Raw genomic sequence first — 25,346 nt, 5'->3', positions numbered from 1 at the left:
CCAGGCACTGATAAGGCCAGCAGGTCTCGATGTGGCGGAACAAGTTGAGCCCGTCCCCCATGGGCAACGCCGCAGCCGTCCGCGAGCAGATGTCGGGCCGATGCGCGCCGAGGACGGGCGCCTCCGGGCCAGGAAGTCGACCCGCCCATGCGTCTCGCGGCCACTGGGCTACGGCTCAGTGGCTGAGCGCCGCCTGGAGGGTGGGATAGCAGTCGATGATGCTGTCGATGCCGACGATCTGGATGGTTCGCATCACGGGGCTGGTGGGTGTGGCCAGGCGTAGCCAGCCGCCGGCGTCGGTGGCGCTCTGGTGGGCGGCGACGAGGATGTTGATGCCGGTGGAGTCCATGAAGGTGACCTGCCGCATGTCGACCACGACGCGCGGGCGCGGGACGGCGGAGAGGTCCAGGGCCTGACGCAGCGGGCCGCCGGTGTCGTTGTCGATCTCACCGGCGAGAGCGAGGATGCGCACTCCCTCGCTGGAGGTCTCCACGATCGACAGTTGGCCTGGCTGCGGAGCCTGTTCGGTGTCCGGCATGTCGTCCCCAGTCATGCCGGTGATCCTGGCACACCAGCGCCCTTACTCACAGTGCTGCCTTGGACAGGCCGCGTAATGCCTTGGCGTCGAAGGCGTAAAGCGGGTGCTGGGGGTATACGCGTGAGGGTGAACGGGGGAGAGGCGGAGCGCGATGCAGTCAGTTCCCGTGAGTGAGAACATCCCGGTGCCGGGGGATCAGGGCATAGCGAGCACGGTGGCGTTGGAAGGGGACAGCGCGTCCATCGCCGATGCCCGCCGTCATGCCGTGGACTTCCTGGCCCGCGTGCAGGCCGTGTACGGTCTGCCGGTTTCGCAGCGTGCCATGGACGTAACTCGGCTGGTGGTCAGTGAGCTGGTCACCAACTCCCTCAAGTACGCGCCGGGCCCGGTCCTGCTCGACCTGCGGATCGCCGGCGACGTAGTGGAAGTGGTGGTGTGGGACTGTGATCCGGTGCTGCCGGTTGCCCGGGCCGCCGACGTAGGGCGGGTGGGCCAGCACGGCCTAGAGATCGTGATGGCCGTCGCCCAGGGGTTTGCGGTGCAGCGGGAGCCGGTCGGCAAACGCATCACTGCCCGCATCGCACTGTTCGAGGACTTCAGCGGGCGGTGACCGGGCCCCAGCTTCGCTGGCAGCGCACCGTGTCCGGGGCGCGGAAGCGGTAGTGATGCGTGGGAGGGACCGTGCCGACCTCCCCAGGTGTCACGGCCTCTCCCACGATCACAACTCGGTGCGTCTACCCACATGATCCGTTCTCATGTCCCTCGGTGTGCCGTGTGTGCACGGCTGCGGCGAGGTACTGCTGGAGGGGCGCCGGTTGGGGCTTTCCGGCCGGGGCGTCGGTGACGGCCTGGGCGATCGCCCGCAGTGCGGTGTTGGCGTGCTGGGAGACGGTCAGCAGGATCTTGCAAGCCCGTTGCGGCTGGCAGCCGTAGCCAGCCCATCAGCCCGCCGCGGGCCAGATCGATCACGGGGCGGCTCTGCATCGCCCTGCTTGAGCTGATCGCGCCCTTTGTAGCCGTCACTCATGCCGCATGCCGCAGGGCTACGTGCGGTCGACGAGCCTGGGAGTCCAACGCACCGGTCAACGCGGGCACTCCCAGGCGGTGCGGGCCGGGAGGCAGAGGGCGTAGACAGGGAAGCGAAGCGGTGTGCGCGACGCCCGCTACGGTGCTCCCGCGTGGTGAGCGCCGTTCGCGCCAGTCCCCGCAGCCAGATGTGCGCCTGGTCGGTGTCGTAGCGCTGGTGCCACGACAAGTGGATTGCTGCGAGGGGTAGTTCGAGCGGTAGGGGGAGTACGGCCAGTCCCAGGTCCGCGATCCCGGAGGGCGTGGTTGCTTCGGGGACGCTGATCAGGAGGTCGGAGCCGCGCACGAACTCCAGCGCGGTCGCTTGCGTGGGTGCGGTTGCCACCACGCGGCGGGTGAGACCGAGTTGGGCGAGGGCGTCATCGAGTCGATTGCCGAGGTTTCCCCGTCGTGAGACGGTGATGTGTTCAGCGGCGGCGTATTGCTCCGCGGTGACGGTCCCGCCGCGGGTGAGGGGATGCCCCTGCCGCACGACGATGACGAGAGAGGACTCGCCTACCTTCTCGGCACGGATGTCCGGTGCGCCCGGGTGGTTGGCGTTCGCCTCCAGGTCCACCTCGCCGCGTTGCAGCCCCGGGGTGTCGACGCTCGACTCCGCGACGAAGCGCAGTCGTACGCCCGGCGCCTCATCGCGTACGGCGGCGAGCAACGCGGGGCCGCTCAAGGCGACCAGGGAATCGTGCCAGCGGAGGGTGAACGTGCGCTCCAGCGTCGCCAGGTCGAGTTCGCGGCTCGGTGCCAGCACTCCCTGGACCTGGTGCAGCAGCTCGTGCACCTGTTCCCTGATGGCGATCGCGTACGGCGTCGGGGTCATCGTGCGGCCGGTGCGCACCAGGATCTGGTCCCCGGTGGTGCGCCGGATCCGGCCCAGACTGCGACTCATGGCGGGGGAGGTGACGTGCAGGCGCGCGGCCGCCCCGGCGACGCTGCCCTCTTCCAGCAGGGCGTCGAGCGCGGTGAGCAGGTTCAGATCCAGTTGCACGAGAGTAATCCTAGCCGTGCTTTACATGCATTTGTAGTTAATGACTGGGCTCTCTACCGTCGTATGCAGGGCGCTGGACGGAGCACGCGGACCAGCCGCCGAGGACGCAACCATCCCTATACGAGCGGGAGTTCACCATGCCCGAAACACTGCGGACGACGGACGTCACCGCGGCTGACGCCGACCTGCTCGACCAGACGGCGATAGCCGTGCGCGCGGCCGGCTCGGCGCTGCGCGAGCGCTTCGGCGAAGTGGTCCGCTACCAGAGCCGCGACGAGTTGATGCGTGCTCTCGCCACCAACGACGACACGGCCCTCGACATCCTGCGCCCCCGCCTCACGCACCTGCGTCCCCAAGCCGGCTGGGTGGAGGACGAACTGGACGGCGGGGCGCTGCCGCCCGGCGAATGGTGGGTCGTGGATCCGGCCGAAGGCAACGTCAACCATCTGCACGGCCTGCCGGAGTGGGGGGTGACCGCCACCCTCGTGCGGGAGAACCAGCCGGTCCTCACCGTGGTCCACACGCCGTTGACCGGCGAGACCTACACCGCGCTCACCGGCGGCGGCGCCCACCTGGACGGCCGACCGCTGCACGTCTCCGCGACCACGGACCTCGGCCTGGGCATCGTGGCCACGAGCCAGGCCAGGCCGGACGAGGACGACCACGTCATGCGGCGCGTCGGCTCCTCGATCACCGCGATGCTCTTCGACGCGCTCGTCGTGCGCACCGCCGTGCCCGCGACCCTGCACCTCGTGAACGTCGCCGCCGGCCGGATCGACGCCTTCTGGCAGTTCGCCGGCGCCCGCGCCGACCTGCTGCCCGGGGCGCTGCTCGTCACCGAGGCCGGCGGACGTATCTCGGACGCCGAAGGCCGCCCCTGGACCCCGCAGAGCGGAAGCTTCCTGGCCGCCGCGCCCGGCGTCCACGCCCAGGCCGTCGCCACCCTCTCCCGTTGACCGCGCACCACCCGCCCGCACCGCCTGCCCGCACCACGGAGGACCAGAACACCATGACCACGATCGCAGTACTCGGAAACGGCCGCGTCGGCGGCAACCTGGCCGCCGCCCTCACCCGGGCAGGTCATGAGGTGACGGTGGCCGACCGCGCGCCGGGCGCCGCCGCGGACGCCGCCCGCACGGCGCGGGTCGTCATCAACGCGACGCCTGGCGCCGGTTCACTGGACCGGCTCGTCGCCCTGCGGGAGGAACTGCGCGGCAAGATCCTCGTCGATGTCTCCAACGCCACCACCGATGGACCTGACGGACTGCCCGCCGACCTGATCTACCCCGGCTCGAGCCTTGCCGAGCAGCTTCAGGACGCGCTCCCCGAAACGCACGTCGTGAAGACCCTCAACACCATGCTCTTCCCGGTGATGACCGCACCGGACACCCTCACGCACGCCCCCGACGCCTTCCTCTCGGGCGAGGACACCCAGGCGAAACAGACCGTACGTGAACTGCTCGTCAGCCTGGGCTGGCGGACGGAGTGGATCACCGATCTCGGCGGGATCCGAACCGCGCGCGCCACCGAGGCCGCCATCTTGTTCGTCCCGCACGTGATACGGACCACCGGATTCACGCCGTTCGCCATCTCGATCGCCCGCTGAGCCACGCCGGGTGCTGCGGCACGGTCACCTGGCTGTGCCGAGACCATCAGCCCGCGCCGGGCCGTTCGTCGCGGCGCCCGCACTGTTCATCGGCGAGAGCGTCGACGTTCTCGCTGACGAGAGGACCGGGCGAAGTTGGATGAGCTCAAGCAACTGTGGCTTACTGACGACGACTTCACCACCGTCGAGTTCCATGCCATGCGTGCCGTCGTCCTCAAGCGGATGAAGGAGCGTCAGCGGAAGACCGCCAAGCGTCCGGTCGTCGTCCTGGAGGGAATCGCCGGGCCGCATGCGGAAGTCAACTGGGAAGGGCTGGAGAATCGACGACAGCCCGGCCGGGATGCTGGCTGCCGCCCCAGACAGCGAGGCGACCCTGTCCATAGTGGGCAACACCGGTGTGGCAACCCTGCTGATCACCGCGTGCCTGGTCGCCATGGACGCTTTCCCCCTGCTGCGCCGCCTGGCCAGGCCCGTGCCGTCCGTTCCCGCGAGGGCCGCTCGAAGGGCTGATGGGCAGGGCGACCGGGATCGCCCGGCGCATTCAATGAGACGCATCCGCATCCGAGTCCCACGACCCCGTCCGCTCGCTCCGGCTGAGAGACACCGTAGACAGCGAGGTTGAGACACCGAGCACCTGAGGTACCTGCGCAGCTCACATGACGGCGTCGAACGCGGTGGCGCCGGGAAGCTGCCCGGCGCCGACGACGATCTCCGCGAACGCGACAGCAGAGCCGTACCTAAGCGCGAAAGCCGCTGTCCGCGATCTCCGATATGGCTGCTTCGATGTTCTCGCGTGTCACGCTTGGGATCACCAGCAGACTCCGAGCCGTGAAGCGCCCGATCTGCTCGATTTCCAGCTCTACGGTCTGCGCAAGGCGAACTGGGTCATAGACCTCGAAGACCCGGGAGCCACCGTCCCATACGACGGTGACCTCCCCGATCCAGCCCTTCATTTCCTGCATCTGCCAATCATGCTCGTCCATGGGAGCAGGCCACTCGATGCGAAAATCCATGCCCACATTATGTGGGACCGTCGCCGCGCTCTCGGAGGGTGCCGTCCCGGGACCGGATGGCTATGCCGCACTGCCGTGCCCGCGTGGACGGTTGCGGAGCCGGCGTGTTGAGACGCTCGGTGAGCAGGTGGGTGACCTCGCGGCGGGCGTTGTCCGCTTCGAGGTACTGTCCGCCGGTAGCGACCACCAGAGCGACGCCAGCCTCGACGACCGCGCCGAATACCAGCTTCACCGGGTCGAGCAACGTGGTGGAGTCGACGCGGGAATCAGTCTTTGGCCATTGGACCCGGAGTAGGGCGCACCCGGTGAATTGGGATGCAGCGGCGACCAGGCTGGGGTGGCAAACGTCAGCGCCAGGACAGGGCCGACGTGGTTGCAGCGGCCGCCTGTGGGCCGCACAGCATTCGCATTGAGTGGCGAGAGCTCCGTATCACCGGCCCTGGACCGGCCTGCGTGGCAACTGCGGCCTTGCCCGCTCCCCAGGAACACCGCCTGTGCCGGGTTGATGGCCGCGCGGCAGAGGCAGCAGGTGCCCGACAGGCCGTGCGCTACTTCTTTGAAGGGGGTGCATGGCCCGCAGACTCCGGGGTAAGCGCAGGGTCGTCGGCCCGAGGCAGGTCGGCGGCGTGCAGAATTAGGGGAGGGAAGCATCATGACGACAGTGACTGCGGCGAGGACGGGCACGAACGTGGCCAAGCTGCCGGAGGTCGCCGACCCCTCTCAGGTGGCGCCCAAGGACGCCCGGCAGATGACGCGTCTGTTCTTCGACCAGATCGCGGTGCTGGAGGAGGGCACGCCCGAATACAGCTACGCGCGCAACACGCTGATCGAGATGAACATGTCCCTGGTCCGCTTCGCGGCGGGCCGCTTCCGCAGCCGCGGGCCGGAGGAGATGGAGGACATCGTCCAGGTCGGCATGATCGGACTGATCAAGGCCATCGACCGGTTCGAGCTCACTCGGGAGGTGGAGTTCACCTCCTTCGCCATCCCCTACATCGTCGGTGAGATCAAGCGGTTCTTCCGCGACACCACCTGGGCCGTGCACGTGCCGCGCCGGCTTCAGGAGGCGCGCGTCCAGCTCGCCCGCGCCACCGAAGAGCTCCGCAGCCGCCTTGGGCGCACGCCGACGGTGAAGGAGCTGTCGGAGCTGATGAGCCTGCCCGAGGAAGAGGTGCGGGAGGCCCGCCTTGCCTCCAACGGGTACAACTCCTCTTCCCTGGACGCGACGATCAGCGGCAGCGAGGACGGCGAGAGCGTCCTGGCCGATTTCATCGGTACCGACGACCGGGCGCTTGAGCTCGTCGAGGACTTCCACGCCCTCGCTCCGATGATCGCCGCACTCGACGAACGCGACCGGCAGATCATCCACATGCGCTTCGTGGAAGAACTCACCCAGGCACAGATCGGCGAACGTCTCGGCGTCTCCCAGATGCACGTCTCCCGACTCCTGTCCCGCACCCTCGCCCGACTGCGTGAAGGCATGCTCGCCACCGGCTGACGGCAACATGAGCTCGGTCCCAGCCGCCTGATCGCATAGCGCGCAGCGTTCAACCGCGCTGACAGCAGCTTTCTCGCGCCCTGTCACGCCGAGACGAAGCGCCACCTAGGGGGGACACAGAAGGGGAAGTCTAGGTCCGACGGGAGGCGGCCTTGATCATGCTGGGGGTCGCCTTCTTCGACGCTGGGTCGCGGACGTAACCTCGACCACCGAAGACCTCCTCCGGGTTCGTCCCGCCGCCTGCAAGCTGCCCTTCCCTCATGACGCTGAGGGGCATGCGGTGTCAGGATCGGGCCGATGGCACCGGCCGAGCGAAGCGAACGCCCGAGGTCACCGATGAGGATGCGCGGGTTTTTCGGTGGAACTGGGGGTCGCGTGCTGGGCCGTCGTCGTCGACGGTCGCGGCCCTGTACCGGTTGCGCCAGAACCCCCTGGATAGCCCCGTTCACCGGGTTGAGCCCACGACAGTTCACGAAGCCCATGGCCGCGTTGCGGCGGGGGAGGGCGCCCACCCGGGTGAGCGGAGACTGGGCCCTGGGGTCCGCCACTGGAGGTGGATCATCGTCCACGCCGTGCTCGGCATCGCCCGCCGCCACACCTCACCTCACCGGCTGAACCGAGAGCAGGCAGGTCAGAAGGACGACCGTGGTCAATTATGGGACATCGCTTACGAGCGGCTGCTACTCAAACCAGTGAGTCTTGGGCCATTCTGGCATCCAATCCATGTCGCGACGTCCGCTAAATACATCCAGTAGCCAGTTGGTAAGAGTCTCATTCGTCTCGTACCAGTCGTGCCAATTCCTTCGAAAGGCCGACACTGTCCACCTTCCATTCCCGCGGTCTTCGAGGAAGAGTTTGTCGCCTTCGATTGTATGCGCCCAATGGAGCATTCCCCCGGCATCGGGGAGTACTGGCCTGGGAATGGCTGGGTGACCTTCCCGAACGAACTCGCTCATCCATTCAGACTTTTCTGCCATAAAATTCGGACCGAAGATGAAGAAATAGTCGGAAATCAACAGATCTCCGTAAATTGAACAGAAGTCCTTCACTTCTTGTGGCAATGTGATGCCGAGAGTGCGCTCTGCCGTATCGAAACTTCTCCCGCTGCTCACGGCGGGGACGCCCAGCAAACTCCTCAATCGATGCAGCGACGACACCTACTCCTCCAATGCAACGAATGTCCTGCGACGTCTCGTCTCGTCCACAGGGCTGGCGATGGGGGGAGCAAGGTCCGACCTGCCTCGCGGCAGAAAACGACCGTCGGCACCCCCGACGACGGCTGTCCTGCGAACACATCCTGAGCCGTCTGTGTACGCAAGGGTATCGAGTCATCGCAACGCGCAACGCCCGGGGTGTCAGTACCGCAAGGTGGTGGAACGCGGCGACTGCTGGCTAGGCGACGCCGCCGACTCCAACGCCGCTACGAATGGCCATCAGGCGGCGGCGAGGAGACCGTGCGCGGAAACCTCGAATGACGGACACCGTCGTATGGAAGTCAGTGGTGTTCGTTCTTCGCGGTCGGGCCTTTCGGTTTCACTGACTTCCCGGGCGGGTTCTTGTCGTTGGTTTGGGCGGTGTCCGGGCGGGGGCGGTTGTTCTGCGCTTGTTTGCGGTCCGCCGGCGTTCCCGGGGCGGGGTTGCTCGTCGGGTCGACTGACGACGTGCGGGCCAGCGGGCCGGAGGCAGTCGACGTCGTGGGGCGGTGAGTCTTCGGTGAGGGCGGGGTCGCTCCGGCCGGCTGCCCGGACCCTGTCTGCGGGCTTGATGGAGAGGCGGTGGGGGAGGGCTGTTGTGCGGGCGTGGATCCGAGCGGGCCTGCGGCGGATCGGCCGTCGCTGTTTGCGTCTCCGTCGGCTGAGATGGCTAGCGTGGCGCCGAGGAGCGCGGTGAGGACGGCCGCCCCGGTGGCCAGCAGCGGGCGACGGGTGCGGAGCGGCTTCGCTGCCTGTGGCCGGATGCGCGGCCCGGCGGCAGTGAGAGCGAGATCTGTCGCACCTCGCGCCCCTGTCCTGGCGTGCATTGCCTTGTCGCTGTCGGCAGCGTTCGCCGCAGGGGGCATGAAGGGCTCAGCAGACAGGGCGGAGAGCGTCTCAGCGCACTGCTCGGCGTCCGGTCGTGCCGTGTCCTCGAGGGCTGTCATAGCGCGCAGCAGCTCGGCCAGCCGCGGGGGCACCGAGGGCGGGAGCGCGGGCGGGCGGTGCAGACGAGCCACAGCGGCTTCCAGGGGTGTGCCGTTGTATTCGAGTTCGCCCTTCAGGCATTCCAGCAGGACCAGGCCGAGCGCGTAGATGTCGGCGGACGGGCCCACTTTCTTGCCCAGCACTTGTTCCGGTGCCAGGTAGGCGGCGGTACCCAGGAGCGCTCCCGAGGCCGTGTGCCGGGTGGCGTCCATCATCCGTGAGATGCCGAAGTCGGTGAGGTGCGGGACGCCTGTGGTGTCCAGCAGGACATTCGACGGTTTGACGTCTCGGTGCACGATGCCGGCCGCGTGCACATGCGCGAGAGCTCCTGCGAGCGCGCTGCCGAGCATGACCGCACGGGCCGGCTCCATGGTCCCCGTCGAGATGCGCTGAGACAGGGTGAGGCCCTTCACCAGCTCCATCACGAGGAAGGGGCGGTCCTGGTGCCGGCCCGCGTCGTAGACAGTGACCAGCCCCGGGTGTTGCAGCTTCGCCAGCAGCACGGCCTCGTCTCCGAAGCGCTGCTCCAGCGCCGGCTCGCCGTCGGGCCGGAAGATCTTGACGGCCACCGGACGCTTGAGGCGCAGGTCGGTCCCCTCGTACACGTCGGCGGCGCCGCCGGAGCCGAGCCTGGCTCCCAACTGGTATCGGCCGACCACGACTTCGGGGGACGTGCCCGCCGCCGTGGAGGAGGCTGATCGGCGCACCTTCATGTGTGATCTCCCGGTGCTGCGCCGCGAGCTGGACGCGGACATGGACAAAGTCTGGTGGCGTGTACCCGCCACGGCTCTGCTCACCCTCGCTGATTCGGCGCCGAGCAGGGCGGATGCGTCAACCGGCTCAAGCCGGCCCCCGGTCTTCCGGCAGGAGGGTGCAACGCGGCCCGGCGGCCATGCCCGACCGGCCTGTGCGCAGCCCTCAGTCCATCCCGCAGCCTTCACTTGCAGTCCTTAATCAGACAGACTAGTCTGTCTGATTAAGGAGGTACGGCGATGGTGACGCAGACCAGGAAGACGAAATCCGAGGAGAGGATCCTCAACGCGGCGGCGGAGCTGTTCCACGCCAACGGGCTGCGCGGCGTAGGCGTCGATCAGGTCATCGCGACGGCGGGCATCGCCAAGGCAACGCTCTATGCGCACTTCCGGACCAAGGAGGAGCTCGTCGCGGCATACCTGCGCAGGACGGACGACTCCTGGATGGCACAGATGCAGGACGCCGCCGCCCGGAGCGGGGACGACCCCCGAGAGCAGCTCGTCGCCCTGTTCGACGCCCTCACGGACGCCTTCGACCGGCACGGCTTCTTCGGCTGCCCGTTCGTCAGCGCCGCAGTCGAGGCCGACCTCGACTCGCCGGCGCGGGCCATCACCGTGCAGCACACACAGCGCCGTCAGGCATGGCTGACCGAGCTGTGCGAACAGGCAGGCGCGGACGTCCCCGGCGCGCTCGCCCGGCACATCGGCCTGCTCATCGACGGCGCCCTGGCCTCCGGACGCCTACTCCAGGACCCCGTTGTCGTCGAGGAGGCGAAGTCCGCGGCGCGCCTGCTCGTGTCCGCCCGCACCTGACTCCGTTCCGGTGCAGCCCCCACGCCGTCCCCACATCGATTCAGTACGTCAGGAAAGAGGCGCAGTCATGCGCGCAGTGGTGCTCCATGAATTCGACACCCCGCTGGTGTTGGGCGAGATCGACAAGCCCACCGCCGGTCCAGGCCAGGTGCTGGTGAAGATCAAGGCCAGTGGCGTCAACCCGCTGGACACCAAGATTCGGGCCGGCAAGGCCGCCCACGCCCAGCGCACCCTGCCGGCCGTCCTCGGCCTGGACCTCGCCGGCGTGGTCGAGCAGGTGGGCCCCGGCGTTCAGGACTTCGCGCCCGGCGACGAGGTCTTCGGCATGACCGGTGGCGTCGGCGATGTGCAGGGCTCACTCGCCGAGTACGCGGCCGTCGACGCCCGACTGATCGCCCGAAAGCCGGCCGCACTCACCATGCGGGAGGCCGCGGCCCTGCCCCTGGTCACCATCACGGCCTGGGAGGGCCTGGTCGACCGGGCCGGAATCCACGCGGGGCAGAAGGTCCTCATCCACGGCGGGGCCGGCGGTATCGGCCACGTGGCCGTACAGATCGCCCGGGCCCGCGGCGCCGACGTCTTCGCCACCGCCTCACCCGCACGCCTGAAGGCCGTCGAAGATCTGGGAGCCCACCCGATCGACTACACGAATACGACCGTGGAGGAGTACGTCGCCAATCACACCGGCGGCGAGGGCTTCGACATCGTCTTCGATACCGTCGGCGGACCCGTCCTCGACGACTCCTTCACAGCGGTACGCACCTACACCGGGCACGTCGTGAGCGCGCTGGGCTGGGGAACCCACAGCCTCGCACCCCTGTCCTTCCGAGGGGCGACCTACTCCGGCGTCTTCACCCTCCTGCCTCTGCTGACCGGGCGCGGGCGGGAGCACCACGGCGAGATCATGCGCGAGGCGGCCGCGCTCGCCGACGCTGGGGCGCTCAAGCCCCAGCTCGACCCTAGGCACTTCACCCTCGACGAGGTCGCCGCAGCCCACGCTGCCGTCGAGAACGGCACCGCGCAGGGCAAGGTGGTGATCGAGGTCGGCTGAACCGAACGGGCTGCTGGCACAAGGCTTTTGGACCAACGCTCGACCCTCCGCAACAGCGGTTCGATCACTGCCCACTTCGTGTCGTGAACCTCTCACGGCTTCGCCCGAGCCACCCCCGGTTCGCCAGATCCGGAGTGAGGCGACGACCTCAAAAGCGTTTCGGTGGGGGTCTTTTGGACCAACACCGCCTCGCTCGCTCTCGCGCAATTTCGTGCCGGAGAGCAACCGTGGACGGCACGCCAGGGGCGCCGCGGGAGAAGGAGGGCGAGGGGGCCAGGAAGGCACGGACGCTGTTGCTCGAGGCCCTTACAGGCCATGCGTCGGCCGGATCGAGGTCCCTGACATCGGCTAGGCCGGCTGACCGGCCGGCCAGTCCTGCCTACGATCGGCCCATGAACGTGTGGAATCAGAGTTTGGACGCCGCAGGGATTCGGGAGCCGGACCTTCGGCGGGACTACGGCGCCCAGCGCGATTCCGTCGCGCGCTTCAAGCGTGCCTCATACCTCGCGGCTCGCCTGCTGTTGCCGAGGGCCGTGCTGCCCCATGTGGTGGCGGCGACGGCAGTGATGCATCACGGGGACAACCTGTTGGACACCGGCCCGAAGCCCCAGCGAGTCGCGGCATGGGGGTCGTGGGAGCAGGAGGTGCGTAAGGCGTTGGACAGCGGGGTGAGTAACGATCCGCTGATCCGTACGCTGCTGAACACCACGGCGGTCTATCCGCGCCTGCGCGAGGTCGTGGACGAGTACTTGTCCACGGCCACCGCCGAGTTGGAGTTCGCCGGCTTCGCCACCGAGGCCGACTACCAGGCCTACGTGGACGCTTACTCACTGCCCGCCTTCATGCTGGTCGCCTCACTGCTGGGGCCCGAGCACGACGCCGGGGACTACCGGGCCGGATGCCGGGTGTTCATCGACGGCAGCCAGCGGCTGGACTTCGTCAACGACCTCGCCGAGGACCTGGCGGAGGGGCGTATGGGCATCCCGACACAGACACTGGAACGCTTCTGCGTGACCGAGAAGGACCTCGCGGACAGACACCAGTCGCCGGGCGTACGGGAGCTTGTGAAGCATGAGATCGAAACGGCCCGCGCCTCGCTCCTGACCGCCAAGTCACTGCCCGCCTTGACCGCGAACCCCAACGGGGTGTTGATGGCGGCAGTCGTCGACATTGAACTGCTCACCGCGGATGCGGCGTTGGCGCGTGGCCCTCAACTGCTCCACGGGTCCGCATCCCCGTCGGTCATGGGCTCACTACAAGTGCTGCTGAGCGCTCGCCGACGTGCTCGTAAGCAACACTGAACTGCCCGACTCCACCACCCTGGTTGGCTCAGCGGGGATTGACCACAACGTCCGACACACGCCCGGGACTTCGGCAGCCCAGGCACTGCCCCGCACACCACCCCTGCGATTGACAACGCCACGTGCCAGGCGCGGGCGCCGCGGCCATCCCCGAGTCGGCCGCGGCATACCGCACGCCTCCCGCACCCTGCCGTCCTGCGGAGAGGCCGACGGCTCACATCGAGCAGCGGCGCGCCCATCGGCACTAGCTCGCGATCCAGTGCGCACAGCACCGGGCGGTCCGGGCCCTGGCCATCGCACTCCTGGTCCTCGGCGTCGGCCACCAACTTCCGAAGGCCTAGTGCCGCTGCAGCTCAGTACGTTCCGGTCCGGGGCGCCGTCCAGTCCGGGTGCGACCCCACTGCGCCGCATCGGCCAATCAATCGGCTTCCTGTTCCACCGGCAGCCACAGCTCGGCATCCGCCTCGCTGCCGTCCGCCGACATCCGTATACGAAGGATTTCCGGCCCGGGGCGGCTTTGGTACGGGTTCGATGGGAACCACTCGGTGAACACATCCCGCCACAGCGCCTGGATCGCTTCCGGCGCCGGCCCCGAGGCGGTGAAGACCGCCCAAATCCCGGCCGGCACGGTCAGCGTGGCCATGCCCTCCGGCGGGGGCGCCGAGGTGACGACCCCGTGGTAGTAGTCGAGGTCGGTGCCCTCCGCCCGGCTGGGATCGAGATCGTCACAGACCGCGAGGATGCCGCGCGGCTCCTGATCGGACAGCTTCTCCAACCGCTCCTTTGCCTGGTTGTCGATCCCGCGGACGAAATCGATGATCGCCTGGTTCGGCCCCGAGTGCACGAGCGGCACCCGAGCCTTCGCCCCGACAATGCTGAACTCCGGCTTGTGCACGACGCGGTAGCGCATGCTGCTGCCCCCGTCGACGATGAGGCGGAAGGCCATCCGAGGCTGGGAGCTGAGCGCCGCGCCGGTGCGCCTCGCCTCGCCGGGCCCTACGCCGTGCACCGCGCGGAACGCCCGCGCGAATGCCTCGCCCGAGCCGTATCCGTAACGCACCGCGATCTCCAGCAGCGTCCGCTCACCGGCCAGTACCTCCGCGCCCGCCACAGTCAGCCGTCGGCGCCTGATGTACTCCGACAGCGGCATCCCGGCGAGCGCCGAGAACATCCGCCGCAGGTGGTACTCCGAGGTGGCCGCAACCCGCGCCAGTTCGCCTACGTCGACGGAGCTGTCGAGCTGCCGCTCGATGTGCTCCATGGCCTGATTGAGCCGCTCCAGCACGCTTGCCTCCAAGATCCCGAGCATCGATTCAATCAGGCGTGGTCCTGCACGCCGCACCCGAGAAAAGCGGTGCGGCAAGTGTCGGGTGACCGGGACGGGCGGCGCCGCACGATGGAGGCATGGACGACACGACCTTGGTGACCCGCTTCCTCCGCGACGGCTTCGTCAAGCTGGAGGGCGCCGTCGCGCCCCGCGTGGCCGAGAGCTGCGCGCGGCTGCTGTGGCGGGAGACGGGCTGCGACCCGGACGCCCCGGAGACGTGGACGCAGCCCGTGCACTGGGTCGGCGGGATGGCACAGGGACCCTTCGCCGCCGCACCCAATTCCCCGGCCCTGCACCGCGCGTACGACCTGTTGGTCGGCGCCGGGCGCTGGGAGCCGCGCTACTCGCTCGGCACGTTCCCGCTGCGCTTCCCGCACGAGGAGGAGCCCGACGACGCGGGCTGGCACATCGAGGGCAGCTATGCGGTGGAGGGAGAGACCTGGCCTTTCACCAATCTCCGCTCACGCGGCCGGGCCCTGCTGATGCTTTTCCTGTTCAGCGAGGTCGGGGAAGACGACGCCCCGACGCGGATCCGGATCGGGTCCCACCTCGACGTGCCGAAGGTGCTGGAACCGTACGGGGAAGAGGGCGCGAGCGGCCTGGCCATCGCGCCAGATCTCGTAGCGGCATCCGCTCACCGACCGCTCGCCCTCGCCACCGGTTCCCCGGGTGACGTCTTCCTGTGCCATCCGTTCCTGGTACACGCGGCACAGCCGCACCACGGGGTGAGGCCGCGCTTCATGGCCCAGCCGCCGCTGATGCCGGCCACGCCGTACGAACTGGAGCGGGCCGACGGCGCGTACTCACCCGTGGAGATCGCGATCCGCCGGGGCCTGGGACGGACCACCTCCGGTCCCGACGGGCAGAACGCCGGCCCCGCCAACCATCATGCTCAGTCCGCCAAATAGAGCGCTCATCCGCCAACTGGCGCGCTCAGTCACACATATTCGGCGGGCCGCCGCCCAGCGCTGCGGCGGCGGCCCGCTCGGAATCCCCACACGCATGCGAGGCCGATGATGACCACGCCTTGGCCGCCCACTGCGCGCAGTCCGCTCGCCGTACGTGTCGCCGTACCCCGGTAGCCGGTCGATTCCGTCCGCATTGGCCGCCGCGTCGTCCGGCGTCGGGGGAGAGGGATGGACACCGGCGCGGTCGCAGCGGGCCTAGAGGACGCACAGTTCGACGCGCGGCAGGTTTCCAGGCACAAAGACCTGGCCCACGACGTCCGCGGTCCTGCGGAACTCGCTGGGTGGGGTGCATCGCCCGGATGTTGGCCAACGCGAGGTCGGCCAGTGTCTACGACCCGGACGCGTACGAAGTCGTCCAGGCCGAGTTCGCCGCCGACGCCGCCGCGGTCGCTGCTGCCCGAGAAGCCGAACATCGCGGAGCCGCGCGGATCGCGGCCCGTGCCGATGAGCTCCAGGCGCTGCGCGAGCTGGGCATGGGGGAGCAGACCGAGTCCCGCGACGGCGACGAAACCGTCCGCGACGAACTCACCTGCCGTGCGGGCGGATACGTGTAGGCCGATGTCGACGCCTGGCTCGCCTACGCCCTCGCCGCGCACCGCGAAGGCCCGGTCGTGGTCGTCTCGAGTGGTGGCCGCTCCTGTCATGCCATTCCGCCGGACTCTGGGGTAATCCGCTTGAAGTGCAATGGGTTGGACGGGCAGGCTTGCGCGGTGATTGTCGAGCTGGCCCCCCGCTTCCTGACCTGGGACGATGTGAGTCCCGCCCAGCACTTCTTCGATGGTGCGTCAGCGCCGCAGGTGGTGCGCTCGCTTGGACCGGCTCGGGGGTTGCTCAGCCGCGCGGAAGTCCCCTTCGGTGACCCGGATGTGAGTGACTGGCCGAGGAGCCATGGACGGCCCTGGGCCGACGCCATGTCGCAGGCTCTCGCCGAGCACTACGGCCGCTGGACGGTGGGCTGGCGCTGGGCGCACGACGAAGGCGACTTCGACGGAGGACCCGTCGGGAACTGGTGCTGCCCCCGGCACTCGATCACCACCCCTGAGGAGACGCTCACCCGTGTGGTCGCGGCGCTGTGCGAATGGCGCGAGTGGCTGGAGAGTCTCGCCGGATGGTTCGACGCATACCCGCTGGACCTGGCCGGTATCGAGGACCAGCGAATTCTGTGGGAGCGCGCCGCCCGGAACCTGATCCTGCAGGTGAGTGACCGCACCGGCTGCGGCAGCGGTTGGCACGGGCACTGCCGTCAAGTGCTCACCTGGTTCCTCAGCCGCTGGAGCGTCGCGCCCGAGCGCGCGCAAGAGCTGGTCGACGAGGCGATCGGCGGGCGGTTCGCGAGCTGGACCGGCCCCGACATTGTGCTGGTCGATGATGTCGCGGAGCGGCTCGCGTTGTCGCTGGGGCCGGACGACGGCGACATGTCCGTCCCACCCGCGCTGGACCACCTTGAACGCTGGCTCACGGTGCGCAAGAGCGTGCCGTGGCAGGACGCTCCGGACAGCGGCGGGGACGAACCGGTAGTCCCGTCGCGCGACGGGGCGGCGGACGACATACGCGCCTTCGATGGTGCCTTGGATCCCGCCCGCGCGCGGGGCATGCTTGCCGCACTGGAGTTGCTGCGGGCCGATGCGGCGCACGGAGCCGTGCTCGACGTCGGGCTGCTCCAGCGCTGGCAGCAGCACGTCCTGGGCACACCGCAGCCGCCGCCATTCCGTAGCCTGCCGGCCTTCGCCAAGGGGGGCAGGGAGCGCTACGGCATCGGCTCGGATACACAAGCCCGCCTTGATGCCTGTCTGGCCGAGAGCGCGCGCTCTGCTGAGCAGACTCTTCCCCTTACCGTCCGGGCCGCACGCGCCTATCTCGACGTCTGCTTCTTCCACCCGTTCGACGACGGCAACGCCCGGTGTGCCTTCCTCGCTCTCGTCTTCGTCCTCGCCCGCGAGGGCGTCGCGCTCGACGGAGTCAGCCTGCTGCGCCGCGTCACCTTCCAGGCGGACGAGCCGCAGGACGCACTGATCCTCACTCGGTACATCGACATCCACCTCGCGGAGACCCGACGCAACACCGCTTCCCCCGACTCCTAGCGGTGGGCATGGCCCTGGCCCGTATCGGGGAAAGCAGGGCCCGAAATCTGCGGACGGTGCGGATGGAGGCGTGAGGGAGGGTGGCGGCGGGTCGCCCACCGTCACGGGGACGAAGGGCGTGCTGGGCACTTCCAGGCTCCGCCGTTTCGTGCGCAGTCCATGGTTCAGCCCCTTGATCAGTTTGATCTCCCAAGCTGACGTTCCGCAGGGATGGGGGGCTGGTGCGGGTCGGGGCGGGGGTTGGGGGGTGTGACATGGGGGAGCAAGGGGGCGAGAGCATGCTCCTCGGCCTCTTCCGTGACACCTCAGCCAGACGGTCGTGCGCACCGTCGGCTCCGAGCCCCGGACAAGGTTCCGTCGGCGCCCCGCGCGGCACAACGGCTCAACGGGCAGCCCTACACCCTGCCCGAAGACGCCGTGGAATGGATCGAGGCGCTCGCCGCTCTGCGCAGGGCCGCGACCGACACGAAGATCTACCGGTTCCGTGAACACGTCGCACTCGCTTCTCGAGAGGACTGCACAGACGTTGGGTGGGCGAGTCTCCGAGCCGGTGATGCGCCCGAACCGGGCGAACGACGAGGCGCCGCAACCCTGCAATCGTTCGTTTGTAATCTGCCGGGCCGTCCGCAGGCCGAAGTTGGCTCGGCTGCACGAGAGTCGGCGCCGGTCAGAGCTAGGCCGATGGCGAGGGTCGTCGGCTTCGTCGACGTCCAGCGTGCGTCGAAGACCTTCGTTCCGCCCAGCGCCCGATGCTGACTCGCGCGCTGCGTACCGCATCGGGCGCGCAGCGGTAGCGGCACCGGCCGGTGAGCCTCATCTAGGCGTTGCCCTGCTCGTTAGTCACCCAGGTTTTCCGGAGGTACGGCCGCTGTTACCGCTGCGGGCAGCCGGCCATTGAGGATTTGCTCGCGTGGCAGGGACAACCCGAAGTGCTGCTGCACGGCGGTCAGGGTCGCATGCAGCGAGTCGAACTCCTCGCTCACGTCATCATTGAGGAGTCCGGCTTCTTCGAATGCGGGGAGCATGAACTCCATGTCCCCGTCTGGGATGTCACCGATGTCGAAGCGACCGATCGTCTGGCCGTCGCGGTAGTACCAGCACTCTCTGGGAGGGTCGTCCGGCTTCGGGGTCAGGTGCAGGATCTCGACCTCGCCTGCGGACACGTCGGGGTGAGCCCACCACGCCTTGGAGTGCCAGCCTTGCTCCACGGCGTAGGACCAGCCCGCACATTCACCGAAGCGGGCTACGCGGGCTGATTCGCGGTCGTTGAATGTCAGCCGCTCGGCCTCGGCGAAGGTAATCGGGTCGAGCACTTCTCCGGGCCGGGCGCCGAGCCGGACCACGAGGTCACTTGGGCTGATGCCACGTGCGCAGGTGACGAACAAGATGGGGGCGTCTCCGCGCCATGCGTCGGCCAGCCAGGTGATCCCGTCGTTCAATGTCTACTCCTGGCTTTAGGGGGTGCGACCAAGGCGGGAGGGCCTCAGCCTCCCGCCTTAGTCTGCGCCGTGGCCTAGCGGCAGGTCACGGCTTCGGATCGGTGCACGACACGGTCACCGCGGACGCGTCGCAGTGCGCGAACTCGGGGAAGGTCACCCGGTATTCGTCCTTGTCCAGCAGACGGTACTTCGATGCTGAGGAGAACGTCTCGGAGAACGGCTGCATGGTCTGGGTGATGCCGTACGCGCGGTCGCGGCTCAAGCCTGGGCTGGTACCGACCAGTTCGCGGCCGTCCTCGAGGACATCGCCGCCAACGGACTGCCTGACCCCGAACAGCACACTCTGGGAAGACCTGTGCGAGCAGCATCTGGCACGCCTTGTCCAGCAGAGGTCGGCCGTCGCCTGAAGCCTCCTCACCCGTGCGGCCGCCGTGCCCGAGTACCGTTCTCCGACGCTGCCGCCAAGCAGCCCGATGCCATCACGGACGAGGCGGAGCTCCACGCCCTCGACCGCGTCAAGGCCTCGTACGTCAGTCGTGCCAGGTGGTGTCCCTGACCCAGGGCAGTGCGAACCGTTCCAACAACACCAAGGCAAAGTAGAGAAGGATGCTCATCAACCCGATCAGGATGATCGCGGCCCAGGCGGTGGCGGTGTCGCCCACCCCGCCGGCTTGCACGATCAGATAGCCCAGCCCAGCCTCACCGGCCTGGAACTCGCCGATGACCGCGCCGATCGCGGCGAGCGGCATGGCCACCTTCAGCCCGACGAAGATCTGCGGCAGCGCGGCGGGAAACCGTACCTTCCGGAATGCCTGCCAGCGAGAGGCATCCAGCGAGCGCGCCAACTCGGCCAGGTCCGCCGGGGTCGAGGTCAGGCCGGTCGCCGTGGACAGCACGATCGGGAAGAAGCAGAGCAGGAAGACCATGGTCAGGACCGGTTTCTGCCCCCATCCGAGCGCCCCCACCAACAGGGGGCCGAGCGCGATCTTCGGAACCGCGTTGACGGCTACCAGCAGCGGCGTGAACATGCGTTCCAGCCCCCGTGAGGCGGCCAGCGACAGTCCGATCAGAACTCCGCAGGCGCTGGACAGAACGAACCCGACCACCGTCTCCACCGTGGTGTCGCCGGTGTGTTCCAGGAACCGGGCCGGGGTTGCGGTGAACGCCGAGAGCACAGCACCCGGCGGAGGCAGTACCGCCGGGTGGATCACCTCCAGTGCCGACGTGAGAAGCCACCACACGCCGAGCGCGACCAGCAGCCCGGCCACCGGCAGCAGCCCGACGCCGACACCCGTCCCACGACGTGGACCGACTCCTGGCACGGACTCAGGCCTTCGGCACCAGGCCGAAGTCGATGATCTGCTCAGGGGTCATCCCCTTCGGCAGCGCGCCCGCGTCCTCCAGCATCTTGATGCCCCTCGCCACCCGCCCGGAGTCCAGCGTTCCGATCGTCGTGCCGGAACCGTCTTTCGGAGTGACGTACGCGGCCATCAATTCCAACTCGGCTGCCGCAGCGGCCGGTTTCGTGGTGTCCACGTTCCGCCTCAGGATTTCGGAGGCTTCCTTCGAGTGGGCGAGGCTGAACTCCAGGCCCTTGAGCAGCGCGGCGGTGAACCGCCGCACCATCTGCGGATCCTGCTCGGCGATCTTCTTGGACGTGATCAGTACGTTCCCGTACAGGTCGGGAATCACGTCGCTGTACGGCAGCAGCACGGCCTTCTTCTTCGTCACCGCCTCGATGGTCGGCTTGCCCACCACGAACTGGCCGATACCGTCCACCGAGCCGCCGGCGAGGGTACCCATCAGGGTCTGGGCCTCGCCATTGACCCAGGTCACCTTGCCGGCGTCCACGCCGGCCAGCCGGGCGTACGTCGGGAAGAGGTTGCGTACGACGGAGCCGGGCGTGTCGGCTAGCCGTTTGCCCTCGAGGTCCTTCGGTGTGGCGATGCCGTTGCCCTCGGTGGTGGCGATCGCGGCCATGGTGTGCTGCTGGATGGCGGCCACCGCGACGAAGCCCTTCGACTGGCCGTTGCCCATGTGCAGCAGACCTCCCGTCAGGTCGATCGGGCCGAACTGCGCCTGGTCGCTGACGACGGCCGGGATCACGCCGCCGGTGCCCTGCCCCGGCCTGATCCTCACGTCGAAGCCGGCCTCTTCGAAGAACCCCTTGTCCTTCGCGACCCAGGCGTACGCGTCCCGGCCGAAGTTGCCGAAGGAGGTCAGGTAGGTCACCTTCTTCAGCGCCCTGCCGTCGTCACCGGTGTCCGCGTCGGAATCCGAGCCGCCGCAGCCCGCCGTCAGCGCCAGCGCGGTGGTCAGGGCTGCCGCGGTGACCGTACGGGCGAACCGGATCATGCGCACAGTGTTGTCCTTTCCGGCTGCCGAACGCGATGGCGGAGGGGCGTCGAGACAGACGAGACGGAACGGCGGCACGGAGCTGCCGAGGGCATGACACGTGGTGCAGGCAACAGCGTACGGGGGATGGGTAGTTGTGGGCCAGATGTATGTCATCGGTGCCTGCATCGGCCGGACGACAGGTACCGCCGATCAGCCTGCTGCGGGTAGCCTGATCGGGCGACATGACCCGGCCGGCACGACGATTGCCCGTGGATGGGGAGACCGCCGGATGATCAGACTCACCGGTGTGTCCCGGAGCTTCACCAGCCGGTCCGGCTCGACCGCGGCGCTCCAGGACATCGGCCTTCACATCGCCGAGAGCGAGTTCGTGGCGGTGGTGGGCCGGTCCGGGTGCGGCAAGTCCACGTTGCTCCGGCTGATCGCCGGTCTCCTGCCGGTCACCGAGGGCGAAATCACCGTCGGCGGCGAGCGGGTCACGGGAGCCCGGCGCGATGTCGCCATGCTGTTCCAGCGGCCGGCCCTGCTGCCCTGGCGGTCCGTTCTCGACAATGTCCTGCTGCCCGTGGAGATCTTCGGCTGGAACAAGGCGAAGCACCGCGAGCGGGCATACCGGCTGCTGGAGACGGCCGGACTGAACGGCTTCGAGAAACACCGGCCGCACGAACTGTCCGGCGGTATGCAGCAGCGTGTGGCGCTGTGCCGGTCACTCATGGGCGAGCCACGGGTGCTGCTCATGGACGAGCCCTTCTCCGCACTCGACGCACTGACCCGTGCGGACCTCGCCGTGGAGCTGCAACGCATCCACCTCGAGAACTCCTCCACCGTCGTCTTCGTCACCCATTCGATAGACGAGGCCGTCCTGCTCGCCGACCGGGTGGTGGTGCTCACCCCGCGCCCGGGCCGGATCCGCAAGATCGTCGAGATCGCCATACCTCGGCCGAGGACGCTGGGCCGAACCGCGCACCTGAGCGAAGTGGCCCGGTGCAGCGCCGATCTGCACGAACTGCTGATGGAACGCGACCTGTCCGGGACGGACGAAACGGAGCAGCGATGAGCCTGCGGATCTGCGTCTTCACCGAGCCGCACCGCGGCGCCGACTACGAGGATCAGCGGCGCTTCGCACAACTCGTCGAGGCCGGCGGTTTCGAAGGCTTCTTCAGGGCCGATCACTATCAGACGATGGGTGCAGATCCCGGCCTGCCCGGCCCCACCGACGCCTGGCTCACGCTCGGCGCGCTCGCCCGGGAGACCTCCAGGATCCGGCTGGGCACCCTGGTCACCTCGGCCACCTTCCGGCTGCCGGGGCCGCTTGCCGTGATGGTGGCGCAGGTGGACCGCATGAGCGCAGGGCGGGTCGAACTGGGCCTCGGTGCGGGATGGTACGAACGGGAACACACCTCGTACGGCATCCCGTTCCCGCCCGCGCCGGAGCGCTTCGATCGGCTGGAGGAGCAACTGGCGGTGATCACCGGCCTGTGGCGCACACCGGTCGGCGAGAGCTTCAGCTATCGCGGCGACCACTACCAGCTCGTCGACGCGCCCGCCCTCCCGAGGCCCGTGCAGGTGCCGGGGCCGCCCATCATCGTGGGGGGCCGCGGCCCCAAGCGCACCCCGGAGTTGGCGGCCCGGTACGCCGATGAGTTCAACATGCCTTTCAAGTCGGTGGCCGAGACCGCCCGCGCGTACCGACGGGTGGCCGAGGCGTGCGATCGGACCGGGCGGGCCTACGCCGGCCGGCCACCACTGGTGCTGTCGGCCGGTGTCGTGGCGGCCATCGGTCGTACGGACGCGGATGTGCGACGGCGGGCCGCCCCGCTCCACGCCAAGAGCGCGTTGCCGCCGGAGGATGCGGTGGTCGGGTCCCCGGCCCAACTCGTCGAACGGCTCGGTGAGTTCGCCGCGATCGGCACGACCCGTATCCATCTGCGGTTGATCGACTTCCATGACCTCGACCATCTGGAACTCATCGCCGGTGAGGTGCTCCCGCAGTTGTAGAGCGTGAAAGCCACGGGGCGCTGCCGTGCCTAGGTGGCGAGGGTTTCCTCGGGCGAGCCCGGGTGGCGCGCGGTCAGGAACGGGTGCGTTCGACCCTCGTCGTGCGGGAGCCGACGGGTGCGATCCGCAGCACGATGCCGGTGAGGTCGGTGAGTGGCGTGTCCTCCACACGCCCCTGCCCGCCGGGTGCCTTCGCGGTGACAGGTACCGAACTACGTCCTGGATATGCTGCGCGCCGAATGGAGTTCACGCCGCCGCGAACCCCCGGAATGCACGGGCTCATTGGACACGTCGGCCGCCTGTCGTCAAACGGTCGTCTGCCGGCAGGGAGGCGACTTGCGCCGCGGTGCGGTGCACCAGGCCGTCCAGGATGAGGGTCAGGCCGGCCTCGAATGCCGATTCGTGGTCGATCGCAGGCATGTCCGCCGGTGGATCCGAGCCGTCGCCGGGACCGCCGTCCGCCTGTTCTTCCAGGACACTGCCGACCGTGTAACGGCCTGCGGCGAGCATTGCCATCTGCGCATCCCGCTCTGGCACTCCGGAGGCGATCAGGAAGTCCATCTTGCGGCGGATCCGGTCGAGGTCGCCGGCGGGGGTGCTGCCTGCGTGGAGACGTGCGCCGTCCCGGCGCATCAGCAGGGTGCGCCGGAAGCTTCGCGTGTTGTCCAGGAACCAGTCGCGCCAGTCGTCGTCGGGCGTCGGCAGGGGCATGGCCGCATGCGGTGCCATGGCTGCCTCAGCCATGGCGGCGAGGAGGTCCTTCTTGGTGCGGAAGTACCAGTAGAGCGAGGGCTGTTCGACGCCCAGTCGCTTCGCCAGCCGCCGGGTACTGACCGTGTCCAGCCCGACCTCGTCGAGCAGGTCGAGCGCTTCGGAGACGACGATCTCGCGGTTCACCTTGGTCACGTTGACAAATCTATCACTGATAGATGACTCTGAAGAGCAATCATTCACTGATAGATTTTTTGGAGTGATGGGCATGGCCAACGGATCGGGAGCGCGCTCCCTGCGGGTCCTTGTTGCCGGCGGCGGGATAGCAGGCCAGGCGCTGGCTTTCTGGCTCACGCGCGGCGGACACAGGGTGACGGTCGTCGAACGCTTTCCGGCGCTGCGGGCCGCCGGGGCGCAGGTCGACCTCCGGGGGCAGGGCATCGAGGCCGTCGAGCGGATGGGGCTTCTTGACGCCGTGCGCGGCAAGCTGGTGGACGAAGCGGGTGTCGCCTTCGTCGACGCGCGCGGCAGGGCCAGGGCGACGATCATGGCCAACACCTCCGGCCGGGGCCGGCAGACCCTCACGTCCGAGTACGAAATCATGCGCGGTGACCTGGTACGCATCCTGCACGACGCGTCGAAGGACGACACCGAGTACGTCTTCGGCGTGAGCGTGGACGGCTTCGAGCAGGACGAACAGAAGGTCGTCGCGCACTTCTCCGACGGGTCCTCCGGCGAGTACGACCTCCTGGTCGGCGCGGACGGGCAGGGATCACGCATCCGGCAGGCGATCCTCCCGGAGGGTTTCGATCCGTACTGGCGGGTCGGCATTCACATGGCCTACTGGTTCATCCCGCGCATCGCGTCCGACACCAACGTCCGCGACACCTACATGGTCCCGGGCGGCCGCCAGATCATGCGCCGCAGCCACAACCCGACCGAGACCCAGGTGTACTTCGTGATGCGGGAGGAGTCCGAGGAGGCCTCGGCGATCCACCGGGAACCCGTCGAGCGCCAGCGGGAGGTCTGGGCGAGCAGGTTCCGCGACGCGGGCTGGCAGACCGCGCGCTTCATCGACGGCATGCGGACGAGCCCTTTCTTCTACTCCCAGGAGATCGTCCAGGTCCGAACCGACACCTGGTCCAAGGGCCGCGTGGTCCTTGTCGGCGACGCCGCCCACTGCGCTTCCCCGTACAGCGGCATGGGCATCTCCGGCGGCCTGGTGGGCGCCCACGTCCTGGCCGGCGAGATCAACCGGCACCCGGGCGACGTGCCGACCGCACTGGCGAACTACGACAGCGTGCTGCGACCCTTCGTCGACGAGATCCAGGGCGAGGTGAACCCGCGTCTCCTGCGCCTGGGCATGCCGATGACCCAGCGTGCGATCGACGCCTTCCAGGCCGCCACCGCACTGGCCTGCTTCCTGCACGTTCCCGATCTCGCCGCGCGCTTTTCGAAGGAGGACCGCGGCGGCATCTGGCAGCTCCCCGAGAACCCGGCGCCGATCAGCGCCGTCTGAAAGCGGCCGGACATCGGGGGCCGATGGCCGTTGAGACACGCCGCTCTGTCGACCAAGCCGTGCGGCGGGTCGGGGCCGGCGAAGACCAGTCGCCGCCGACCCTGCAGTTCGCAAGCTCGCCTACCAGG

The 25,346-nt window shown here is 68.6% G+C and carries 25 protein-coding genes and 2 pseudogenes; 14 read left to right on the top strand and 13 right to left on the bottom strand.

Annotated elements, in window-relative coordinates:
- Nucleotides 1–175: 175 nt before the first annotated feature.
- Nucleotides 176–553 carry an STAS domain-containing protein gene (locus ACZ66S_RS32260; RefSeq protein ID WP_469905092.1) on the bottom strand — a complete coding sequence of 126 codons (378 nt, stop codon included), beginning with the start codon at nt 551–553 and terminating at the stop codon, nt 176–178.
- A gap of 136 nt (nt 554–689) precedes the next feature.
- Between ACZ66S_RS32260 and ACZ66S_RS32255 the strand changes: the two genes are divergently transcribed.
- Nucleotides 690–1,148 (top strand): ATP-binding protein, encoded by a 459-nt coding sequence (locus tag ACZ66S_RS32255; RefSeq protein WP_469905091.1) that lies wholly within the window; start codon nt 690–692, stop codon nt 1,146–1,148.
- A 573-nt stretch (nt 1,149–1,721) separates the two neighbouring features.
- On the opposite strand, the pseudogene ACZ66S_RS32250 reads toward ACZ66S_RS32255, so the two are convergent.
- A pseudogene (locus ACZ66S_RS32250) lies at nt 1,722–2,606 on the bottom strand (LysR family transcriptional regulator); the annotation flags it as partial.
- A 137-nt stretch (nt 2,607–2,743) separates the two neighbouring features.
- Here ACZ66S_RS32250 and ACZ66S_RS32245 point away from each other — a divergent pair.
- The gene (locus tag ACZ66S_RS32245) at nt 2,744–3,562 is read left to right on the top strand and encodes an inositol monophosphatase family protein (protein WP_469905090.1); all 819 of its coding nucleotides are present in this window, start codon (nt 2,744–2,746) and stop codon (nt 3,560–3,562) included.
- A gap of 53 nt (nt 3,563–3,615) precedes the next feature.
- The gene (locus tag ACZ66S_RS32240) at nt 3,616–4,212 is read left to right on the top strand and encodes an NADPH-dependent F420 reductase (protein WP_469905089.1); all 597 of its coding nucleotides are present in this window, start codon (nt 3,616–3,618) and stop codon (nt 4,210–4,212) included.
- 24 nt (nt 4,213–4,236) lie between these two features.
- Here the strand turns inward: ACZ66S_RS32240 and ACZ66S_RS32235 are convergent, their stop codons facing one another.
- The 3 genes from ACZ66S_RS32235 to ACZ66S_RS32225 all read right to left on the bottom strand — a co-directional run bounded on the left by ACZ66S_RS32235 (nt 4,237) and on the right by ACZ66S_RS32225 (nt 5,457).
- Nucleotides 4,237–4,647, bottom strand: a complete 411-nt coding sequence (locus ACZ66S_RS32235; protein ID WP_469905088.1) for a hypothetical protein — start codon at nt 4,645–4,647, stop codon at nt 4,237–4,239.
- Between the two features lie 302 nt (nt 4,648–4,949).
- Nucleotides 4,950–5,225, bottom strand: coding sequence for a hypothetical protein (locus ACZ66S_RS32230; protein ID WP_469905087.1), 276 nt, complete (start codon nt 5,223–5,225; stop codon nt 4,950–4,952).
- A gap of 7 nt (nt 5,226–5,232) precedes the next feature.
- On the bottom strand, nt 5,233–5,457 hold the full coding sequence (locus ACZ66S_RS32225; RefSeq protein ID WP_469905086.1) for a hypothetical protein: 225 nt from the start codon (nt 5,455–5,457) through the stop codon (nt 5,233–5,235).
- A gap of 420 nt (nt 5,458–5,877) precedes the next feature.
- Between ACZ66S_RS32225 and ACZ66S_RS32220 the strand changes: the two genes are divergently transcribed.
- A complete protein-coding gene (locus tag ACZ66S_RS32220) occupies nt 5,878–6,723 on the top strand; it encodes an RNA polymerase sigma factor SigF (protein ID WP_469905085.1) in 846 nt (281 codons plus the stop codon).
- A 680-nt stretch (nt 6,724–7,403) separates the two neighbouring features.
- On the opposite strand, the gene ACZ66S_RS32215 is transcribed toward ACZ66S_RS32220, so the two are convergent.
- Together ACZ66S_RS32215 and ACZ66S_RS32210 are read right to left on the bottom strand one after the other, a co-directional pair.
- The gene (locus ACZ66S_RS32215; RefSeq protein ID WP_469905084.1) at nt 7,404–7,880 is read right to left on the bottom strand and encodes an SMI1/KNR4 family protein; all 477 of its coding nucleotides are present in this window, start codon (nt 7,878–7,880) and stop codon (nt 7,404–7,406) included.
- Between the two features lie 338 nt (nt 7,881–8,218).
- On the bottom strand, nt 8,219–9,616 hold the full coding sequence (locus ACZ66S_RS32210; RefSeq protein WP_469905083.1) for a serine/threonine-protein kinase: 1,398 nt from the start codon (nt 9,614–9,616) through the stop codon (nt 8,219–8,221).
- Nucleotides 9,617–9,895: 279 nt separating this feature from the next.
- Between ACZ66S_RS32210 and ACZ66S_RS32205 the strand changes: the two genes are divergently transcribed.
- The 3 genes from ACZ66S_RS32205 (at nt 9,896) to ACZ66S_RS32195 (ending at nt 12,820) form a co-directional block, all read left to right on the top strand.
- Nucleotides 9,896–10,468: a TetR/AcrR family transcriptional regulator gene (locus ACZ66S_RS32205; protein ID WP_469905082.1), complete on the top strand. Its 573-nt coding sequence runs from the start codon at nt 9,896–9,898 to the stop codon at nt 10,466–10,468.
- A 67-nt stretch (nt 10,469–10,535) separates the two neighbouring features.
- Nucleotides 10,536–11,519, top strand: a complete 984-nt coding sequence (locus ACZ66S_RS32200) for a zinc-dependent alcohol dehydrogenase family protein (protein WP_469905081.1) — start codon at nt 10,536–10,538, stop codon at nt 11,517–11,519.
- 392 nt (nt 11,520–11,911) lie between these two features.
- Nucleotides 11,912–12,820, top strand: coding sequence for a squalene/phytoene synthase family protein (locus ACZ66S_RS32195; RefSeq protein WP_469905080.1), 909 nt, complete (start codon nt 11,912–11,914; stop codon nt 12,818–12,820).
- Between the two features lie 418 nt (nt 12,821–13,238).
- Here the strand turns inward: ACZ66S_RS32195 and ACZ66S_RS32190 are convergent, their stop codons facing one another.
- Nucleotides 13,239–14,105 (bottom strand): AraC family transcriptional regulator, encoded by an 867-nt coding sequence (locus tag ACZ66S_RS32190; protein ID WP_469905079.1) that lies wholly within the window; start codon nt 14,103–14,105, stop codon nt 13,239–13,241.
- A 119-nt stretch (nt 14,106–14,224) separates the two neighbouring features.
- On the opposite strand from ACZ66S_RS32190, the gene ACZ66S_RS32185 reads away from it, so the two are divergent.
- The 3 genes from ACZ66S_RS32185 (at nt 14,225) to ACZ66S_RS32175 (ending at nt 17,196) form a co-directional block, all read left to right on the top strand.
- A complete protein-coding gene (locus ACZ66S_RS32185) occupies nt 14,225–15,055 on the top strand; it encodes a phytanoyl-CoA dioxygenase family protein (protein WP_469905078.1) in 831 nt (276 codons plus the stop codon).
- 359 nt (nt 15,056–15,414) lie between these two features.
- Entirely contained in the window at nt 15,415–15,669 is a 255-nt protein-coding gene (locus ACZ66S_RS32180; protein WP_469905077.1) for a hypothetical protein, read from the top strand.
- A gap of 156 nt (nt 15,670–15,825) precedes the next feature.
- Nucleotides 15,826–17,196 (top strand): Fic family protein, encoded by a 1,371-nt coding sequence (locus ACZ66S_RS32175; RefSeq protein WP_469905076.1) that lies wholly within the window; start codon nt 15,826–15,828, stop codon nt 17,194–17,196.
- 836 nt (nt 17,197–18,032) lie between these two features.
- Here the strand turns inward: ACZ66S_RS32175 and ACZ66S_RS32170 are convergent.
- Both ACZ66S_RS32170 and ACZ66S_RS32165 read right to left on the bottom strand, forming a co-directional pair.
- On the bottom strand, nt 18,033–18,635 hold the full coding sequence (locus ACZ66S_RS32170) for a hypothetical protein (RefSeq protein ID WP_469905075.1): 603 nt from the start codon (nt 18,633–18,635) through the stop codon (nt 18,033–18,035).
- A gap of 85 nt (nt 18,636–18,720) precedes the next feature.
- Nucleotides 18,721–18,897 (bottom strand): hypothetical protein, encoded by a 177-nt coding sequence (locus tag ACZ66S_RS32165; protein WP_469905263.1) that lies wholly within the window; start codon nt 18,895–18,897, stop codon nt 18,721–18,723.
- On the opposite strand from ACZ66S_RS32165, the pseudogene ACZ66S_RS32160 reads away from it, so the two are divergent.
- Nucleotides 18,856–19,042 (top strand): annotated as a pseudogene (locus ACZ66S_RS32160) (hypothetical protein). The gene ACZ66S_RS32165 and the pseudogene ACZ66S_RS32160 overlap by 42 nt on opposite strands.
- A 123-nt stretch (nt 19,043–19,165) precedes the next feature.
- Here the strand turns inward: ACZ66S_RS32160 and ACZ66S_RS32155 are convergent.
- Both ACZ66S_RS32155 and ACZ66S_RS32150 read right to left on the bottom strand, forming a co-directional pair.
- Nucleotides 19,166–19,903: an ABC transporter permease gene (locus ACZ66S_RS32155; RefSeq protein ID WP_469905074.1), complete on the bottom strand. Its 738-nt coding sequence runs from the start codon at nt 19,901–19,903 to the stop codon at nt 19,166–19,168.
- A gap of 58 nt (nt 19,904–19,961) precedes the next feature.
- Nucleotides 19,962–20,990: an ABC transporter substrate-binding protein gene (locus tag ACZ66S_RS32150; protein WP_469905073.1), complete on the bottom strand. Its 1,029-nt coding sequence runs from the start codon at nt 20,988–20,990 to the stop codon at nt 19,962–19,964.
- A 145-nt stretch (nt 20,991–21,135) separates the two neighbouring features.
- Here ACZ66S_RS32150 and ACZ66S_RS32145 point away from each other — a divergent pair, with 145 nt between their 5' ends.
- Nucleotides 21,136–22,047, top strand: a complete 912-nt coding sequence (locus ACZ66S_RS32145; protein ID WP_469905253.1) for an ABC transporter ATP-binding protein — start codon at nt 21,136–21,138, stop codon at nt 22,045–22,047.
- On the top strand, nt 22,044–22,988 hold the full coding sequence (locus ACZ66S_RS32140; RefSeq protein ID WP_469905072.1) for an LLM class F420-dependent oxidoreductase: 945 nt from the start codon (nt 22,044–22,046) through the stop codon (nt 22,986–22,988). The genes ACZ66S_RS32145 and ACZ66S_RS32140 overlap by 4 nt, the downstream gene beginning before the upstream one ends.
- Before the next feature lie 279 nt (nt 22,989–23,267).
- On the opposite strand, the gene ACZ66S_RS32135 is transcribed toward ACZ66S_RS32140, so the two are convergent.
- Nucleotides 23,268–23,894, bottom strand: coding sequence for a TetR/AcrR family transcriptional regulator C-terminal domain-containing protein (locus tag ACZ66S_RS32135; protein WP_469905071.1), 627 nt, complete (start codon nt 23,892–23,894; stop codon nt 23,268–23,270).
- A gap of 73 nt (nt 23,895–23,967) precedes the next feature.
- Between ACZ66S_RS32135 and ACZ66S_RS32130 the strand changes: the two genes are divergently transcribed.
- The gene (locus ACZ66S_RS32130; RefSeq protein WP_469905070.1) at nt 23,968–25,218 is read left to right on the top strand and encodes an FAD-dependent monooxygenase; all 1,251 of its coding nucleotides are present in this window, start codon (nt 23,968–23,970) and stop codon (nt 25,216–25,218) included.
- Nucleotides 25,219–25,346 lie beyond the last annotated feature (128 nt).

Source organism: Streptomyces sp. NPDC107471 (assembly GCF_055582845.1).
Note: the sequence above shows the minus strand (reverse complement) of the source record. Positions and strands in the feature narration are given on the sequence as shown.